Below are 18,044 nucleotides of genomic sequence, written 5' to 3'. Positions count from 1 at the left end.
AAAACCATGAGCAACATTGAAGAACGCGTAAAGAAAATCGTATGTGAACAGCTGGGTGTTAAAGAAGAAGATGTTAAGGCTTCATCCTCTTTTGTTGACGATCTGGGCGCGGATTCTCTGGATACTGTAGAGCTGGTTATGGCTCTGGAAGAAGAATTCGAAACTGAAATTCCTGATGAAGACGCTGAGAAGCTGACTACCGTTCAGGAAGCGATCGACTACATCATCGCCAACCTGTAAGGTCAGCGAGCCCGAAAGCCGCCTCTTCTGACGCGGCTTTTTTTATGCCTGTTATGTGACCTTTTGGCGGCCGTGTTTGCGACTACTGGGATGAAAAACGGAATATGACAAAGCGACGTGTGGTAATTACGGGACTGGGCAGTGTTAACCCGCTTGGTCTGAATGTGGCGGATACCTGGCGCGCGCTCTGCGCCGGAGAAAGTGGTATCACCCGTATTGAACACTTTGACACGGAAGGGTACGCCACGAAGATTGGCGGCGCAGTTAAACAGTTCGACGTCACCAGCGTGATGAGCGAAAAAGATGCGCGCAAAATGGATCTCTTTCTGCAGTACGCCATGGTGGCGGCAGAGCAGGCCATTGTTGATGCAGCCTTTCCCGAATCGTTAAACCGTGACCGTGTCGGTGTAGCTGTTGGCTCAGGCATCGGCGGCATCACGACGATTGAACAGAATTACCAGCAATTGCAGAGCAGTGGCCCGCGCCGGGTATCACCGTTTCTTGTGCCTGCTGCCGTGATTAATATGGCGTCCGGCAATATTGCTATCCGCCACAAACTCCGCGGCCCTAACTTTGCTATCACCACTGCCTGCACAACAGGTACTCATAATATTGGCTATGCCGCCCGTACCATCGCTTACGGCGATGCGGATGTGATGATTGCCGGCGGGTCCGAGATGGCATCGTCGCCTCTTGGTGTCGCCGGTTTTGCTGCGGCCCGCGCCATGAGTACCCGCAACGACGAGCCGGAAAAAGCCAGTCGGCCGTGGGATAAAGACCGTGATGGTTTTGTGCTGGGCGATGGCGCGGCCGTACTGGTACTGGAATCTCTTGAACATGCTCAGGCCCGTGGCGCGACTATCTATGCTGAACTCAGTGGTCTGGGCATGAGTGATGATGCCCATCACATCACCAGTCCGCCGGAAAATGGCGAGGGCGCGCGCATGGCGATGGCCAATGCGCTTAACGATGCCGGTCTGCAGCCGCAGGATATTGATTACATCAACGCCCACGGCACCTCGACGCTGATTGGCGATATTGCCGAGACACAGGCGATTAAGGATTTGTTTGGTGATCATGTCAGCCGCCTGGCTGTCTCTTCAACCAAGTCCATGACCGGCCACTTGCTGGGGGCTGCCGGCGCTCTGGAAGCTCTGATTACAGTGCTGGCGGTGCGCGATGGCATCGCGCCGCCAACCATCAATCTTGATCATCCTGCCGAAGGATGCGATCTGGATTACGTTCCGCATAAGGCGCGTAACATGGATATCCGCGCTGCCGTTTCCAACTCCTTTGGTTTCGGCGGTACCAACGGCAGCCTGCTGTTCCGTCGTTATGATGCCTGAAGTCAGTACTGCATACGTTTGGGTTAACGGTCAGTGGCAGGGGCTGGGTCATAGGCAAGCTCAGAGCCAAGCTCAGAGCCATTGGCCGTCCAATGACCGCGCGCTGCACTACGGCGATGGTCTGTTTGAAACCATTCGTTTTGCACCCGATGGCAGCATTCCATTATGGCCATACCATAAACAGCGTCTGCTGCAGGGCTTATGTGCACTGGATTTCCCGATCGACAGCTTTCAGCAAATCGAACAGGCTCTGGCTCAGCGCCCGCAAAGCCCGCTGCTGGCCGGTAAGCTGCTGATCAGTCGCGGCGCCGGCCCGCGTGGCTATGCGCCGCCGGCCGAGCCTGAGCTGTTACTGCAGTGGCAGGGGTTTACGCCGCCTGACTGGGGCTATCTCCGTCTGCCGCAGGGCATGGTGGCCGGATTCAGCGATATCCGACTGGCGATTCAGCCGGCACTGGCGGGCTTTAAACATCTGAACCGCCTGGAGCAGGTGCTGGCGCGCCAGCGCTTTGAGCCCGACTGGCAGGAAGCGGTGATACTGGATGCGCAGGAGCAGGTGATCGAAGGCTGCATGAGCAATCTGTTTCTGCTGGAAAATGGTCAGCTGGTAACCCCGGATCTCAGTGGCAGCGGAGTGAATGGCGTTGTGCGGCGCTGGCTGTTGGCGCATCACAATGTCATCATTACCCCTTTTGGACGCGAACGTCTGCTGGCCGCTGATGCCGTCTTCTTCTGCAATACGCTGCAGGGGATTGTTATGGTCAGCCGCATAGACGGGCGGCAATTCGAACATCCGGCAGCGCAGCATCAGATCGCAACGCTGCAGAAGGATCTGGAGAATCTTTACGCATGACACTGAGCAAACGCCTGCTGGCTTTGTCCTCCCTCGTTTTTCTGTTACTGAGTGCCACCGTATTGGCCATCTGGCAGCTGCCAACCAGTAACGAGCAACCTGTCCGTATTGAAGTAGTCAGTGGTGACACCATCAGCAGCCTAAGTCGTCGATGGCAGGCCAACGGCTGGTTGCCATCGGCGCTGTTACTGCGACTTCAGGCGAGACTGACCGGTCAGGAGCGGGTGTTGCGCGTCGGCGAATACGATGTGCCGGCAGCGCTCAGTGGCACTGAATTACTGAACTTTCTCGCCAATGCGACACCGGTGACTTATCGCGTCAGCCTGATTGAAGGGTTGCAGTTGCGCGAAGCCCTGACGGCGCTGGCTGAGGCGCCGCGTCTGACTCAGGATCTGAACCCGCTGACACCGGAACGGGTTGGCGAAATGCTTGGCCTGCAGGGCAACCCGGAAGGCTGGCTGTATCCGGATACCTACGTGTATCACAGCGGTGAAGGAGTTTCGTCGGTGATCCGTCAGGCCTACCAGCGTATGCGTGAGCAACTGGCTGCTGCGTGGGAATCCCGTGCGGCGGACGTGCCGTACAAAAGCCCTTATGAGGCGCTGATCATGGCGTCGATTGTGGAGAAAGAAACCGGCGTAGTGGCTGAGCGCCCGGTGATTGCCGGCGTTTTTGTACGCCGCCTGCAACAAAATATGCGCCTGGAGACCGATCCGACGGTTATTTATGGCCTGGGGCCACAATTTGATGGCAATCTGCGCAAAAAACATCTGCAGGACCGGACAAATCCGTACAATACCTACCGCCAGAAAGGCCTGCCGCCAACGCCGATTGCGCTGGCCGGGCGTGCCGCACTGGATGCGGCGCTGAATCCCGCTGATGGCGATGAGCTGTACTTTGTTGCCCGTGGCGATGGCAGTCATCAGTTTTCGGCAACGCTGGAAGAACATAATAAAGCGGTGCGGAAATACCAGATTTTCCGCCGTAAAAAAGATTACCGATCGGCGCCGGCAGAAGCCGCCGCGCCAGAATCCTGAGCAGGAACATCCCGTATGACAAAGCCGCAAGCAGGCTTGTTTATTACCTTTGAAGGCGGAGAAGGTGTGGGTAAATCCACCAATATCGCCTTCTGTGCCGAGTGGCTTCGCGCCCGTGGCATTGAAGTGGTCGTTACCCGTGAACCGGGCGGCACTGAAATCGCCGAAACCATCCGCGAGCGCCTTCTTAAGGCTCATCACACAGAAACCATGCAGCCTCTGACCGAACTGCTGCTGGTGTTTGCTGCTCGTGCCCAGCACCTGCAGGCATTCATTCAGCCTGCGCTGGCGCGCGGCGCCTGGGTGTTGTGTGACCGTTTTACCGACTCCACCATCGCCTATCAGGGCTTTGGCCGCCAGCTGCCACTGGCACAGATTGAACAGCTGAAAGCACTGGTGCAGCAGGGGCTGGAACCGGACTGCACCTTGCTGCTGGAGGCGCCATTAGCGGTCGGCATGAGCCGTGCCCGTGGCCGTGCCGATCAGGCCGGCGAAGCGGTTGATCGTTTTGAGCAGGAGCAGCTGGATTTCTTTGAGCGGGTACAGCAGGGATTTGACTGGCTGGCCTCTCAGCATGAACGCTTCCGCCGTATTGATGCCGCACAGCCGCTGGCACAGGTACAGCAGCAGATCGAACAGGTTCTGCAGAGCTTGCTGCCACCGGGCGGAATGCAATGAGAGGTGAGGCATGAATGTGCAGCCCTGGCATCAGAGTGTCTGGCATGAACTGGTGCGCCGTCAGCAAAGCGGAGGGCTGCCGCACGCGCTGCTGCTGACCGGCCTTGAGGGTATTGGCAAGCATCAGCTGGCACTGCATGTGGCGCAATGGCTGCTGTGTTTGCGTGACGAGTCTGAACCCTGTGGTCAGTGCCACAGTTGTCAGCTCTGGGCGGCCGGTACGCATCCCGATTTTATGCTGTGTCAGCCGGAAGATGGCAGTCGCCAGATCCGTATTGATGCGATCCGCAAGGTGAATGATTTTCTTGCCCAGACACCGCAGATCAGCCGCTGCCAGGTGGTCAGCCTCCGCCCGGTGGAAGTGATGAACACCAATGCCGCCAATGCCTTACTGAAAACCCTGGAAGAACCGCCGGGTGAGAGCTTTCTGCTGCTCGAAACCGAGCGTTTCGGCTCGGTGTTGCCGACCATTCGCAGCCGCTGCCAGCGCCTGCAGCTCAGTCCGCCGGGGCAGGCCGAAGCCCTGAGCTGGCTGCAGCAGCAAGGCTTCAGCGCCGAGGTGGCAGAACAGGCGTTGCGCATGAACCATCAGGCGCCGCTGAAAGCGCTGGACTGGCTGACGCGTGAGCAAAGCAGTCAGCAGCAGAAGTGGTTTGAGCTGCTGCGCCAGTGGAGTCAGGGGCAAATTCCGCTGCAGGCCGCGGCGGAAGGTTGGAATAAACTTGAATTTCAGGATGTAACCTCCTGGTTTTATTCGATTTTGTCTGACTGCCTTAAAGCGAAGCTGGGTGTCGGTCCGGAGCAGCTGGTGTTTACCGATCAGGTTTTTCAGTTGCTGCCGTGCGCTACCCTGAATCCGGCAAAGCTGATAACCTTGCAGCATAAAGTTCAGGCCGTACTCGGGCAGTTGCTGTCCGGTGGCGGTAACTATAATAAGCAGTTGCTGCTTGAATCCCTGTTGCTGGATTGGCAGCAGATCGTTCAAGACAGTCATCGCGGGGAGCATGCATGACCGCCAATTTAGGTGCCCGCAGCGGCATTTTGTCGCTGACCATTAAAGATAAATCGGTTCTTTACGCCGCCTATATGCCGTTTATCAAAGAAGGCGGTTTGTTTATTCCGACCAACAAGCAGTATCAGCTGGGCGATGAAGTCTTCATGCTGCTGAAACTGATGGACGAGGCGGAAAAAATTCCGGTGGCCGGTAAGGTTATCTGGGTTACGCCAAAGGGTGCTCAGGGTAACAAAGTGGCCGGCATCGGCGTGCAGTTTACCGGCGACGAAAGCATGGCCCGCGACAAGATTGAAACCTATCTGGCCGGTGCCCTGAAGTCGGATCGTATAACCCATACGATGTAAGCGGCAGCCATGCTGTAGCGAACACCGGAAAGAAAAAAGAGCGCAGATGCGCTCTTTTTTATGCCCGCAAGCTGCGCTCAGAGCGCTTCAAGCAAACACTCCAAGGCATCTACGGCGTCTTCCATCACTTCCTGAGTGGTATGGAAGTGCGGTGAGAAGCGGATACCGCCGCCGCGATTAGCGCAAATCACCCCGGCCTGCATCAGCAGCTTGTACAGCTGTGTGCTGTCTTTACCCATAAAGTGGAAGGTCAGAATGCCCGACGGACGCTGATGCAACAGTGGATTGATAAAGGTGGCACCCTTGTCGTCCAGTAATTCCTTCAGGTACAGCACGTTGGTTACCACGCGGGTAGCGACCTGATCCATGCCGACTTCGAGCAGCAAATCGGTGCTGGCTTTCAGCGCAGTAGCGGCCAGCATATTGGGGCTGCCGCACTCAAAACGCCGCGCATCGGCGGCGGGTTGCCAGTCTTTACGGTCGTAGTTACCCATATCCTCGATCATATGCCAGCCGAATTCGGACAGACTCAGCTGATCCATAATCTGTGGCCGTACATAGAAAAACCCCAAACCTTCCGGGCCAAGCAGCCATTTATGGCCGTCAGCCATAGCAAAATCGGCCTGAATCGCCTGAACCGAAAACGGCAGGGCACCCACCGCCTGAATGGCATCGACGCAGAACAGAGTGCCCGCCGCCCGACAGGCTTCGCCCAGCCGGACCAGATCCAGCGTCAGGCCGGTGGCGTACTGCACTGCACTGATCGACAACAATCGTGGCTTCTGCGCTAAGGCTTCCAGCAGCAGGGATTCCGGGTCATCCCAGGGCAGTGCGACCTCCACAACCTGCACCCCTTTATGTGCCAGCGCTTCCCAGACGATGCGGTTGGACGGGAATTCCTGATCGCTGATCACCACCACGTCACCCGGCTGCCAGTCGAGCCCGGCAGCCACAAAAGACAACGCTTCTGAGGTATTTTTAACCAGAGCGACCGAGCCTTTCGGGGCGTCGATCAGGGCTTCCAGGTTGCGTTTGAGGCCAGCTTCCATCGAGCTCCATTGTGGATAGCGGCTGGCGCCGAGGGCGGTATTCTCGGCAGCAAATTCGCTGACCGCCACGCGCGCGCGCTCTGGCCAGGGCGCAACGGCAGCGTGATTCAGATACAGACACTCATGATTGACCGGGAATTCATCGTCCCAGCGCGCTTCGGTATTCATAGGGCTCCTGCGGTTTCATTACATAGGGCATTAGTGCACAGAAAGAACAGGCTGGTGCAACGCGGTTGTACGGCTGAGGTTCTGTGCCTGTCAGACACCTGTTAACATACCTGAGTTTACACATCAGGATAAGCAGAGAGCTGTATGTCATCATCAAACGCTTTTCGTCATCTCGGCAGCACCCGCGTTGAATCGCTGAATATCGATATTCTTCATTACGAGCACATCGCCACCGGCGCAGTGCATTATCATCTGGCGACCGACTACGATGAAAAAGCCTTTATGGTCGCCCTGCGCACCATGCCCCACGACTCCACCGGCGTAGCGCACATTCTGGAGCACACCGCATTGTGCGGCAGCGAGAAATATCCGGTGCGCGATCCGTTCTTTATGATGACGCGCCGCTCGCTAAATACCTTTATGAACGCCATGACCAGCAGTGACTGGACCGCGTATCCTTTTGCCTCACAAAACGACAAAGACTTTAAAAACCTGCTCGATGTGTATCTGGATGCGGTGTTTTTCTCGCGTTTGCACGAGCTGGATTTTGCTCAGGAAGGCCACCGCATTGAATTCAGCGAAGAAGGCAACGCCGACTCGCCGCTGGAATACAAAGGCGTGGTGTTTAACGAGATGAAAGGGGCGATGTCGTCCACGGTCAGCCAGTTATGGCAGGGCATCAGCAGCTACCTGTTCCCGACCACCACCTATCACTACAACAGTGGTGGTGAGCCGGCAGAAATCACCGATCTGACCTATGAGCAACTGGTCAGCTTCTACAAAACCCACTACCACCCATCGAATGCCATCTTTATGACCTTCGGTAATCTGGACGTGAGTGAACTGCACGAAACCCTTGAAACCCAGGCGCTGAGCCGCTTTGAGCGTCAGGACAAGCAATGGCGTGTTGAACCGGAAAAACGCTACGCCGCGCCACTGGCGGTTGAGCAATGCTACGGCATCGACAGCGACGACCTGAGCGCCCAGACCCATCATGTGCTGGGCTGGCTGCTGGGTGAGTCAACCGATCTGGACGCCCAGCTGGAAGCCCATCTGGTCAGTCAGGTGCTGCTCGACAACAGCGCCTCACCACTGCGCCGCGCGCTGGAAGAAACCGATCTGGGCGGCTCACCATCACCGCTGTGCGGGCTGGAAGATTCCAACCGCGAAATGAGCTTTATGTGCGGCATCGAAGGCAGTGAGCCGGAACACGCCCAGGCGCTGGAGCAGTTGGTGCTCGACACCCTGCAGAACGTCGCCGACAACGGCGTGGAGCAGAGCATGATTGATGCCGCGCTGCATCAGCTGGAACTGCATCAGCGTGAAATTGGTGGCGACCATTACCCTTATGGTCTGCAGCTTATTTTTAATTCACTACCGGCGGCGACCCATTACGGCGATCCGGCAGCTCTGCTGAACCTTGACCCGGCGCTTGAGCGTCTGCGCGCCAAAGCCAGTCAGCCAGGCTTTATGCAGGAGGCGGTACAGCGTCTGCTGCTCAATAACCGCCACCGTGTGCGCTTTACCCTGCGCCCGGATAACGGCGTAAACGACGAAATGAAACGCCTGGAAGAGCAGCGTCTGGCAGAGATTAAAGCCGGTCTGACTGCTGAGCAGAAACAAGCAATCCTCGATCAGGCTCAGGCACTGAAAGAACGCCAGCAGCAGGAGGATGATCCGGGCCTGCTGCCACAGGTGACTCTGGCCGATGTGCGCCCACAAGTCAGTTATGTGGCGCCGAGTAACACCCATCAGGATGGTCTGCCTGCCACCGAATACGTTGCCGGCACCAACGGTCTGATCTACCAGCAACTACTGGTAGATCTGCCCGCGTTTAATGCCGAACAGCTGAGCTGGCTGCCGTTCTTTACCCAGGCCTGGAGTGAAGTAGGCGCCGGTGGTAACGATTACCTCTACCAGCAACAGAAACAGACTGCACTGGTTGGCAGCCTGTCGGCGTATGCCAGCCTGAAAGGCAAGGTCGATAATGCCGACCAGCTGGAAGGCTATCTGGTGATGAGCGGTAAGGCGCTGGCAGCCAAGGCCGATGATTTCAGTGCACTGATGCAGGAAACCTGGCAGGCACCGACCTTTGCTGAGGAGAATCGTCTGCTCGATTTGCTGACTCAGGCCAAATCACGCCGTGAACAGGGCATTACCGGCAACGGTCACGGGCTGGCTATGTCGCTGGCGGCCGCACCACTGAACCGCGCCGCCAATGTGTCAAATGACCTCGGCGGCCTGCCGCAGGTAAAACGCCTGAAAGAACGTCTGCAGCGTGCGCAGAAAGAAGGCGCAGGTTTCCTGTCAGCCGCTCTGCAGGATATTTATCAGCAGATCGCCTTGCCACAGGAGGCGCTGCTGGTGCATGACGAACAGGGCGCGGCTGCGCATCTTGCCAGCTTGCAGAACTGCTGGACGCCACAGGCTGCCGCACCTGCAGCGGCACTGAGCTGGGATATGCCGCAAACCGCAACCTACTGGATGGTGGATTCGCAGGTGAATTTCTGTGCCTGGGCACTGCCGACGGTGACTATGGATCACGCCGATGCGGCACCGCTGGCGGTTATGGCGGGCCTGTTACGCAATGCCTTCCTGCACACTGCCATTCGCGAACGCGGCGGTGCTTACGGTGCCGGCGCGACCCAGGATTCGGCGCTGGGCTGCTTTAAATTTTATTCCTACCGTGATCCGCGGGTGGAAGGCACCTTTGCGGATTTCGCCGCCTCCATCGACTGGTTACTGGCGCGCAGCAGTGGCGACGACCTGATTGAGCAATCGGTGCTGGGTCTGATCGGCGGCATGGATCGTCCGGGCTCACCGGCGGGCGAAGCCAAGCAATGTTTCCATCAGGATAAGAGCGGCCGCTCGCGGGCACTGCGTCAGCAATTCCGTGAGCGCATTCTGGCCACCTGCTGGGCAGATGTGCAGCGCGTTGCTGAGCAATATCTGCACAATCAGGTCGGTAGCAAGGCTGTTATCGCACCACGTGGAACTGACAATATTGCAAATAATCTCGGATTAATTGCGAATGATTATTGATTGACTACTAAACCGGCGGCATAATGCCGCCGGTTTGCAGCCATACCCGGGCGCATTCAGTTTTTGTTAATACAAAGCCGTTAGACTTCTCGCTTGAAATATCACTTCACATTGACAGGGACACGACCGGTCATGAAAACCCCGTATATCCTCGCCACATGCTTGCTGGCCTGCACGCTCAGTGCTCAGGCTGCCCCTCAAACCGGGACTCAAACCGGAACCAGGGCCGACAGCCAGTCAGATACTCTGACCAGCGCTCAGCAGCAGATCAGTGCCACCGACAACAGTGGCCGCAACAGCCAGCAGAAGGTTGAGAAACTGGATGATCAGACCCAGCTGCTGCTGAACGAGTACCGTCAGCTGCGTGCCGAAACAGAACAGCTGGCGCTCTATAACCGTCAGATGGCCGCCATCGTTTATAACCAGGATAAAGAGCTGGAGTCGCTCGCGCGTCAGATTACCGAAATTGAGCGTACCGAACGGGGCATTCTGCCGCTGATGAGCCGCATGCTGGATTCTCTTGAGCAGTTCGTGGCACTGGATACACCTTTTCTGCCACAGGAGCGCGGTGCCCGTATCGCACTGCTGAAAGACCTGCTGACCCGTGCCGACGTTACCGTGTCAGAAAAATTCCGCCGGGTGCTGGAAGCCTATCAGGTGGAAGTGGATTACGGCCGTAATATCGAAGCCTACCGTGGCCAGATGGATAACATTTCTTACGATTTTCTGCGGGTTGGACGCCTGGCACTGTACCGCATCAGCAATGACGGTCAGCGTGCCTGGCTCTGGCATAAGGGGCAGGGCAACTGGCTGGCGCTGGATGACAGCTATATGCGCGACCTGCGCAAAGCGCTGAAAGTGGCACAACAGATTGCCGCACCGGAACTGATGGTTCTGCCGCTGCCGACTCAGGCCTCTCTTGAATCTGTTACGACAACATCCAACAACCAGGCGGAGGCGCAATAATGAAACCCTTCCTGTCCTCCGTGTTACTGCCGGCACTTCTGAGTATCACCTTCAGCACCGCGGCAATGGCTGAGGATGCTGCTGATCAGACAGCCAAAAACAGCGATCCGCTGACCGGCCTGCTGAATCAGATCGGCACTTACAGCCGTGAAGAAGCGGCACAGAACAAAGCCCGCGAGACACAGTTCCTCAGCGATCTGAACACCCAGAAACGCTTGCTGAGTGAGGCGCGCGCCGCTCTGAAACGTGAACAGCAGCTGGCCGACTCGCTGAAAGAGCGCTTCGACAATAACGAGCAGGCACTGACCGAACGTGAAGAAGAACTGCGTTTGCGGGTGGGGAATCTGGGCGAGATGTTTGGCGTGGTGCGTCAGGTTGCTAACGATCTGAACACCGTGCTGGGCGACAGCCTGACCTCGGTTGAGATTCCTCAGCGCAAAGCCGATCTGAACAAGCTGGCGGAAGCCAAAGAGCTGCCGACCATCGCCGAGCTGGAAGCGCTGTGGTTCAGCCTGCAGCAGGAAATGACCATCAATGGCGCCGTGACATCCTTTGATAGCGTGGTGATTGGCGCCGATGGCAAGCCACAGAAGCGCAGCGTTACCCGCTTGGGTGTGTTCAATGCCGTGGATGACAGCGGTTATCTGGCTTATGACGCCGAACTGAAGCAACTGCAGATGCTGGGCCGTCAGCCGGGTGCGGCGGATATGATCCCTGAATGGCTGAACGCCAATGCGGCCGTCGCACCTTTTGCACTGGACCCAAGCCGTGGCGCCTTGCTGAACCTGTCACTGGAAAGCCCGGACCTGCTGGAGCGGGTGCAGCAGGGCGCACTGGTTGGCTACATCATTATCGGCCTGGGCCTGATTGGTCTGGCATTGGCGGGCTGGCGCCTGGTAGTGCTGGGTACGGTTGGTCGCAAGGTTCGTCAGCAGCTGGATAACATCGACAGCGCTGCAGAAGACAACCCACTCGGACGCGTACTGGCCAGCTACCGCAATCTGCCGCAACCGCTGGATGTGGATGTACTGGAAGCCAAAATGGACGAGGCGGTTCTGCGCGAACTGCCGGCGCTGGAGCGCGGCCAGACCATCATCAAACTCTTTGCCGGCATCGCGCCGCTGCTGGGTCTGCTGGGTACGGTAACCGGCATGATCGCGACCTTTCAGGCGATCACCAATTTCGGCACCGGCGATCCGAAGCTGATGGCGTCCGGTATTTCTCAGGCACTGATCACCACCGTACTGGGTCTGTTGGCCGCAATCCCGCTGCTGCTGGCTCACAACTGGGTGGCATCACGCAGCAAGGCGCTGATTCAGCTGCTGGATGAACAGTCTGCCGGACTGATCGCCCAGGCGCTGGAAAACCGCTCCGGCCAGAACCCGAAAGGCAACTGAGATGCAGTGGCTGCTGGACTTTATGGCCCAGGGCGGCCCGGTACTGTACGGCATTCTGGTGCTGTGCGTGCTGCTCTGGAGTCTGATCATTGAGCGCCTGTGGTTTTTCTACCGCGAGATGCCACGCCTGAATCGCGTTATTGCCGAACGCTGGGCACAGCGCAGCGAACACCAGAGCTGGAATGCGCGCAAAATCCGCGCGGCCTGGCTCAGTCAGCAAAAGCAGGCGGCGCAGCAATATTTGTCACTGGTTGGCATTCTGATCGCCATCTGTCCGCTGATGGGCTTGCTGGGAACCGTGACCGGCATGGTCAGTGTGTTTGATGTGCTGGCGGTGACCGGTACCGGTAATGCGCGGGCTATGGCGTCGGGTATCTCTCAGGCGACCATTCCGACCATGGCCGGACTGGTGGTGGCGCTGACCGGTTTGTATTTCCGCACCCGCTTTAAACGTTTAAGTGAGCGCGGCGTGCATCAGCTCGCCGAATGGCTAACGACCGACTGAATTTACGGATTATTTGTTATGGCACGTCGTCACACCGATAGTGAAGCCGATGGCAACGATATCGATATCACCCCGATGCTGGATATCGTCTTTATCATGCTGATCTTTTTTATTGTTACGACCTCTTTCGTTAAAGAAAGCGGCGTAACCGTCAGCCGCCCGAGTGCGCAGACCGCCGAAGAGAAAAAGGGCAGTAATATTCTGCTAGCGATCCGCGCCAATGGTGAAATCTGGATCGATCGCCGCGCAATTGATGTGCGCGCGGTGCGTCCGAACATTGAGCGCATGAAAGCAGAAAACCCGGAAGGGGCTGTGATTATTCAGGCTGACGAATTTTCACCGACCGGCCTTCTGGTCAAGGTGATGGATCAGGTACGTCTGGCCGGAATTACCAATATTTCTATTTCCGCCGAGGCGGCTAACTGATGCCCCGTTTGGCGATTGCTTTATTACTGGCTTGCGGGGTCAGTCTCGGCTTGTTCTGGGCAATGCATCAGATGGTGTCTGGTCCGGGGGAGCTCAAACGCGATAATCGCGACAACACCTATGTCGACTTTGTGCGCCTGAAGCAGGAAAGCAAAACCCAGTTGAAAGAACGGCGCAAGCAGGAGCCGCTCAAGCCGAAAAAACCGCAACTGCCAAAAGAATCGGTGGCCGAGCAAAATACGCCGATGCAGCAACTGCCGTTTAATATGCCTGATGTAAATCCGGATTTATCACTGGCGCAAAACTCGCTATTGGGCGACGCCGTGGTTGGTATGGGCTTTGGCGATACCGATGTTATTCCGCTGGTACGGATGAATGCCGTATATCCACAAAAAGCAGTGCGACAGAAAATCGAAGGCTATGTAACGGCGCGTCTGGCGATCAACCCCGAAGGCACAGTCGATGATGTGGAAATCATCGAAGCTGAGCCACGTGGCGTGTTTGAGCGCGAAGCCATCCGGGCGCTGTATAAATACAAATTCAAACCGAAAATGGAAAATGGCCGGCCGGTTGCGCAACAGGCAACCCAGACCATTGAATTTAAGCTGGGTGATTCCTGATGCGTCTTTTTACCACCCCGTTTCCCGGGCTGTTTTTCGGACTGTTGTTCTGCCTGCTGGCTCCGGCGCTGCAGGCCGCCAATAACAGCCTGTCACCATCCACTTATGAAGCATTGAATGCCATTCAGGAACAGCTGGCGGCACAGCAGTACAGTGAAGCCGAAGAAGCTCTGCTGGAGCTGGAAGAGGATTTAACCCCCGGATTCGGTCTGGCGCTAACCTATCAGTTGCACGGCCAGCTGTATCTGCTGCAGGAAAAAAACAATGAGGCCATGACCAGGTACAGCAAAGCGCTGAGTCTTAATGCGCTGGCTCCGGCGCAGGAATCAGCACTGTCGACCACGCTGGCGCAACTGCATCTGGCGGCAGAAAACACCAATGCAGCCATTGCTGAGCTGGAACCACGACTGACAAAGATCCTGCAGGTGGAAAAAGAAAAAAACAGCAGCAAGGGTAAAGGTGACAAAGAAAAAAACGCCGACTGGATTCAGCCGCTGAGCTTTATCACGCTGGCCTCGGCCTATCAGCTGGAAAAAAATTACGCCGCCTCCATTCCCTGGTTGCTGCAGGGTATTGAACGCACACAGGCACGTGGCGACAAACCGAAAGAAAACTGGCTGCAGATGCTGATGGCGGCGCACTATCAGCAAAAATCCTATCTGAAAACCGCCGCGGTGCTGGATGATCTGCTGCGTATAAATCCTGGCAAAGAAGATTACTGGCAGCAGCAGGCGGCTATTTATCAGTTGCTGGAAAAGCCGAAGCTGGCCCTGCGCACACTGGAGTTGGGATACGCCGGACACTATCTGAAAAAAGCCGACAGTATTCTGCTGCTGGTGCAATTATTGATCAGCGAAAATATCCCTGAGCGCGCCGGACGTATTCTGCAGGCACATATCAAAGACGAGACCGTTGAATTAAATGAACGTAACTGGCGCTTACTGGCGGCGGCCTGGCAGCAGGGGCGCGAGCGCGATAAAGCCGTAATCGCCATGCGTGAAGCCAGTGCTTTTATGGACGATGGCAGTCTGCTGTACCGTGCGGCACAGATGCAGCAACAGGCTGCACAATATCAGGAAGCTTTGAATGACAGCGAAGCGGCGCTGAAAAAAGGCCTGTCAGAACGGGATAAACCCCGGGCATTAATGCTAGCCGGAAGCTGCGCTTACGAACTGAAAGAATTTGCCGCGGCACGGCGTTATTTCCAGCAGGCGCTGACGCTGGCAGCGGTTGCAGCCAATGCCCGCGTATGGCTGGATTATCTGGATACGCTGGAACAATATCCCGGCTGATATCTGACCATGCGGATTTAAATAAAAAACGGCGCTTATCAGGCGCCGTTTTTATTGCCGGAGATAAAGCCTGCTCAGGAAAAGGTTGCCCAGATCGGTGCGTGATCTGACGGTTTTTCCAGTGCGCGGATATCGTAGCTGACACCCGCTGCGGTGCATTCTTCGTATACCGCAGGCGTTGCCAGAATATGGTCGATACGCAGGCCGCGTTTGGGCTCGTCATCAAAGCCTTTGGAGCGGTAATCAAACCAGCTGAAGGTGTCGTTGCTGGCCGGATAATGTTTGCGATAGGTATCCTGCAAACCCCAGCCGAGCAGGCGCTGATACCATTCGCGCTCTTCCGGCAGGAAACTGCACTTGCCGGTTTTAAGCCAGCGCTTACGGTTCGGTTCGCCAATGCCGATGTCGGTATCTTCCGGTGAAATGTTCATATCACCCATCACAATCACCCGGTCGGCCGGGGTGAAGTTTTCACTCAGGTAACGCTGCAGGTCGGCGTAAAACTTTTCTTTAGCCGGGAATTTGGTTTCGTGGTCACGGCTTTCCCCTTGCGGGAAATAACCGTTCAGCACATTCCAGATTTTGCCGTCAATTTCGTAGCGTGCATGAATAATGCGCTTCTGCGCATCGGCGTCATCCCATGGCCAGCCTTTCTGCACAAAGATGGGGGCGGTTTTACTCAGCAGGGCTACACCGTAATGACCTTTCTGGCCAAAAAACTCAACATGAAATCCCAGTGCCTGAATATCCGCCAGCGGAAATTCGGCGTCCTGCACCTTGGTTTCCTGCAAACCAAGCACATCCGGATTAAGCTGGTCGCGAATAGCTTCCAGTTGATGAGGCCGGGCGCGGACGCCGTTAATATTGAAACTGATGATGGTGGTCATGGCTGATCCTGACGCTAATAGAAACAGCCGCCATAATAACAGTCTGGCAACATCAGGTCAGGTCGAGTGTTGGTCGGCCGGAGCAGGGCAGCACAAGTTGATTGGCTGAAAAACAAGCAGATGAAAACCCGGACTGATCACTCCAGTTGGGTGATCAGTCAAAATCACTACACTGAGCGCCATTGTTTTTACCGGCCAGTCCGGCCATTGCAACCGATGAGGTCATCATGAACCGCACACCTTTTAAACCGGCCATTCTGGCGGCACTGATTGCTCAGATGCTTGCCAGTCAGTCTCAGGCAGCTGATACCGTCGAGCTGGATGCGCAGCGCGTTACCGGCCAGTTATTCAGCCAGAACATTGCCGAGCAGGCATTTGCGGTTGAGGTGATTGAACGCGCCGACCTGAAATCATTACCGGTGACCAATCTGGCTGATGCGCTGGAGTGGGTTGGTGGTCTGGATGTGCGCCAGCGTGGCAGTGGTGCGCAGGTCGATCTTGGTATCCGTGGAGCAGGTTATGAGCAGACGCTGATTCTGGTCGATGGCGTGCGCATGAATGACCCGCAGACCGGCCATCATAATTTCGATCTGCCGGTCACTCTGGAAGATATTGAACGCATTGAGATTGTCCGCGGCCCGGGTGCCGGACAGTATGGCCCGAACGGTAATGCCGGGGTGATCAATCTGGTTACACGCAAGCAGGTGGAGTCTGAAAATGGCCGCAGCGCGCTGTTAAAAGCCGAAGCCGGCAGTAAAGATTACGCCCGTGGTCTGCTGAGCCTGGCCAAAACCCAGGGCAACTGGAGCCACTTTGCAGCGGTCAGTCAGCAGGAATCCGATACCTACATCAAGGGTGCCGATCTGGATTACATTAGTCAGCAGGGCAATTACCGCCTGGTGCACCAGAATAATGCCCACACCACAGTGCTTGGACTGGGCTATCTGGATCGGGACTTTGGTACTCAGGGGTTTTACACACCACCGAACCTGCGTACCAATGAAAGCACCATTCAGCGCCACGCTTACCTTACCCATGAACAGCGTTATTCCGCCGGTCGCAGTGTTGATGTTGCCGTTAACTGGCGCCAGCACGACGATGAATTTTACTATCTGAATTATGCTCCTTCCGTGCATCAGACCAATGCCTTGCAGAGCCGCCTGCGTTTTCGCCTGAATGAATCACTGGCGCTGGGCTATGAGTTTAATCAGGAAGACATCGACAGCACCTCGACGCAGGGTGATCGCCATGAACGTGAATACAGCAGTGCCTTTGCGTTTGGTCAGTACGACTTTGGCGCCGTGCAGTTGGCGGGCAGTTTGTCGTATCTCGATTATGATGGCGGCGACAGCTATACCTTACCGGTGCTGGGCCTGACCCTGACCCTGGCGGCCGGTCAGCAACTGTATCTGAACGCCGGTAAAAGCGTGCGCGTGCCGACCATGAATGATCTGTATCTTTACCAGATCAACCCCGTGACCAACACTGGAAATCAGGGTAACGCCGACCTTAAAGCAGAAGAGACCAGTAGCGCTGAACTGGGTGCGCGCCTGAATCTGGCGGGCCTGCAAACCCGGCTGGCGGTCTTTAAACGCAATACCAGCGATGCCATTGATTACACTCAGACAGCGGCCGAAGTCGCCGATCCGGCCATTAATTACTACACCGCACGTAATATCGATGCAATTGACACCAAAGGTTACGATATCGAGCTGGATGCCACCGGCCTGCTGGCGGCAAGTGGTCTGCAGAAGGCCAGTCTGAGCTATACCCGTCTGGTTCAGGAATTTACCAATCAGTATGAGAAAGCCCTCTACAGCAAATCTCAGTTTGAGCATCAGGTGGTTCTGGCGTTGGCTTATGAATTGCTGCCGGGCCTGAGTGCGACATCACTGTACAAGTTTGAAGACCGTTACAATCAAAACGGTTACCGAATCTGGGATCTGGGCTTAAAGCAGCAGAATAATGGCTGGAGCTGGGCCGTTGCGGCGACCAATGTGCTGGACGCGGACTATATCGACAGTGGCTTTATTGAAGCGCCCGGCACCGGCTATCGCTTTGAGATCAGCGCGGGTCTGTAAATCGCAGGTGTGAAAGGTGAAATGCCGATCATAAAAAAGCCGGAGTGACTGTTCAGTATTGACAGCCACTCCGGCTTTTTTATGCGCACAGCAGAAGC

The 18,044-nt window shown here is 56.2% G+C and carries 17 protein-coding genes; 15 read left to right on the top strand and 2 right to left on the bottom strand.

The features are described from left to right. Window positions 1-6 precede the first annotated feature (6 nt). From acpP to HUF18_RS14905, 7 genes are all read left to right on the top strand, one after another. Window positions 7-240, top strand: coding sequence for an acyl carrier protein (gene acpP / locus HUF18_RS14935; RefSeq protein WP_145468776.1), 234 nt, complete (start codon window positions 7-9; stop codon window positions 238-240). 104 nt (window positions 241-344) lie between these two features. Next, window positions 345-1,586, top strand: a complete 1,242-nt coding sequence (fabF, locus tag HUF18_RS14930; protein ID WP_225692741.1) for a beta-ketoacyl-ACP synthase II — start codon at window positions 345-347, stop codon at window positions 1,584-1,586. Next, on the top strand, window positions 1,576-2,439 hold the full coding sequence (gene pabC / locus HUF18_RS14925) for an aminodeoxychorismate lyase (RefSeq protein ID WP_225692740.1): 864 nt from the start codon (window positions 1,576-1,578) through the stop codon (window positions 2,437-2,439). Before fabF ends, pabC begins: the two co-directional genes overlap by 11 nt. Next, a complete protein-coding gene (gene mltG, locus HUF18_RS14920) occupies window positions 2,436-3,476 on the top strand; it encodes an endolytic transglycosylase MltG (RefSeq protein WP_225692739.1) in 1,041 nt (346 codons plus the stop codon). The genes pabC and mltG overlap by 4 nt, the downstream gene beginning before the upstream one ends. A gap of 15 nt (window positions 3,477-3,491) precedes the next feature. Further along, on the top strand, window positions 3,492-4,154 hold the full coding sequence (gene tmk, locus HUF18_RS14915; protein WP_225692738.1) for a dTMP kinase: 663 nt from the start codon (window positions 3,492-3,494) through the stop codon (window positions 4,152-4,154). A gap of 10 nt (window positions 4,155-4,164) precedes the next feature. Further along, window positions 4,165-5,166 carry a DNA polymerase III subunit delta' gene (locus HUF18_RS14910; RefSeq protein ID WP_225692737.1) on the top strand — a complete coding sequence of 334 codons (1,002 nt, stop codon included), beginning with the start codon at window positions 4,165-4,167 and terminating at the stop codon, window positions 5,164-5,166. After that, entirely contained in the window at window positions 5,163-5,513 is a 351-nt protein-coding gene (locus HUF18_RS14905; RefSeq protein WP_225692736.1) for a PilZ domain-containing protein, read from the top strand. Before HUF18_RS14910 ends, HUF18_RS14905 begins: the two co-directional genes overlap by 4 nt. Before the next feature lie 77 nt (window positions 5,514-5,590). On the opposite strand, the gene HUF18_RS14900 is transcribed toward HUF18_RS14905, so the two are convergent. After that, complete coding sequence (locus HUF18_RS14900) at window positions 5,591-6,730, bottom strand: aminotransferase class V-fold PLP-dependent enzyme (protein ID WP_225692735.1); 1,140 nt, start codon at window positions 6,728-6,730, stop codon at window positions 5,591-5,593. 144 nt (window positions 6,731-6,874) lie between these two features. Here HUF18_RS14900 and HUF18_RS14895 point away from each other — a divergent pair, with 144 nt between their 5' ends. From HUF18_RS14895 to HUF18_RS14865, 7 genes are all read left to right on the top strand, one after another. Further along, window positions 6,875-9,772: an insulinase family protein gene (locus HUF18_RS14895; protein WP_225692734.1), complete on the top strand. Its 2,898-nt coding sequence runs from the start codon at window positions 6,875-6,877 to the stop codon at window positions 9,770-9,772. Window positions 9,773-9,904: 132 nt separating this feature from the next. Further along, window positions 9,905-10,738, top strand: a complete 834-nt coding sequence (locus HUF18_RS14890) for a DUF3450 domain-containing protein (protein WP_225692733.1) — start codon at window positions 9,905-9,907, stop codon at window positions 10,736-10,738. Next, window positions 10,738-12,135 (top strand): MotA/TolQ/ExbB proton channel family protein, encoded by a 1,398-nt coding sequence (locus HUF18_RS14885; RefSeq protein ID WP_225692732.1) that lies wholly within the window; start codon window positions 10,738-10,740, stop codon window positions 12,133-12,135. The genes HUF18_RS14890 and HUF18_RS14885 overlap by 1 nt, the downstream gene beginning before the upstream one ends. 1 nt (window position 12,136) lies before the next feature. Beyond that, on the top strand, window positions 12,137-12,640 hold the full coding sequence (locus HUF18_RS14880; RefSeq protein WP_225692731.1) for a MotA/TolQ/ExbB proton channel family protein: 504 nt from the start codon (window positions 12,137-12,139) through the stop codon (window positions 12,638-12,640). Window positions 12,641-12,658: 18 nt separating this feature from the next. After that, on the top strand, window positions 12,659-13,066 hold the full coding sequence (locus HUF18_RS14875; protein ID WP_145468764.1) for an ExbD/TolR family protein: 408 nt from the start codon (window positions 12,659-12,661) through the stop codon (window positions 13,064-13,066). Beyond that, the gene (locus HUF18_RS14870; protein WP_225692730.1) at window positions 13,066-13,686 is read left to right on the top strand and encodes an energy transducer TonB; all 621 of its coding nucleotides are present in this window, start codon (window positions 13,066-13,068) and stop codon (window positions 13,684-13,686) included. The genes HUF18_RS14875 and HUF18_RS14870 overlap by 1 nt, the downstream gene beginning before the upstream one ends. Further along, on the top strand, window positions 13,686-14,978 hold the full coding sequence (locus HUF18_RS14865; RefSeq protein WP_225692729.1) for a tetratricopeptide repeat protein: 1,293 nt from the start codon (window positions 13,686-13,688) through the stop codon (window positions 14,976-14,978). The genes HUF18_RS14870 and HUF18_RS14865 overlap by 1 nt, the downstream gene beginning before the upstream one ends. A gap of 74 nt (window positions 14,979-15,052) precedes the next feature. On the opposite strand, the gene xthA is transcribed toward HUF18_RS14865, so the two are convergent. Then, window positions 15,053-15,865 carry an exodeoxyribonuclease III gene (xthA, locus tag HUF18_RS14860; RefSeq protein WP_225692728.1) on the bottom strand — a complete coding sequence of 271 codons (813 nt, stop codon included), beginning with the start codon at window positions 15,863-15,865 and terminating at the stop codon, window positions 15,053-15,055. 227 nt (window positions 15,866-16,092) lie between these two features. On the opposite strand from xthA, the gene HUF18_RS14855 reads away from it, so the two are divergent. After that, complete coding sequence (locus HUF18_RS14855; protein WP_225692727.1) at window positions 16,093-17,946, top strand: TonB-dependent receptor plug domain-containing protein; 1,854 nt, start codon at window positions 16,093-16,095, stop codon at window positions 17,944-17,946. The last annotated feature ends 98 nt before the right edge of the window (window positions 17,947-18,044 follow it).

Origin of the sequence: Thalassolituus sp. ST750PaO-4, from assembly GCF_020320405.1 — a bacterium.
GTDB lineage: Bacteria > Pseudomonadota > Gammaproteobacteria > Pseudomonadales > Oceanobacteraceae > Venatoribacter > Venatoribacter alkanivorans.
The sequence above is the reverse complement of the archived record's forward strand: the minus strand, read 5'-3'. Positions and strand labels throughout refer to the sequence as shown.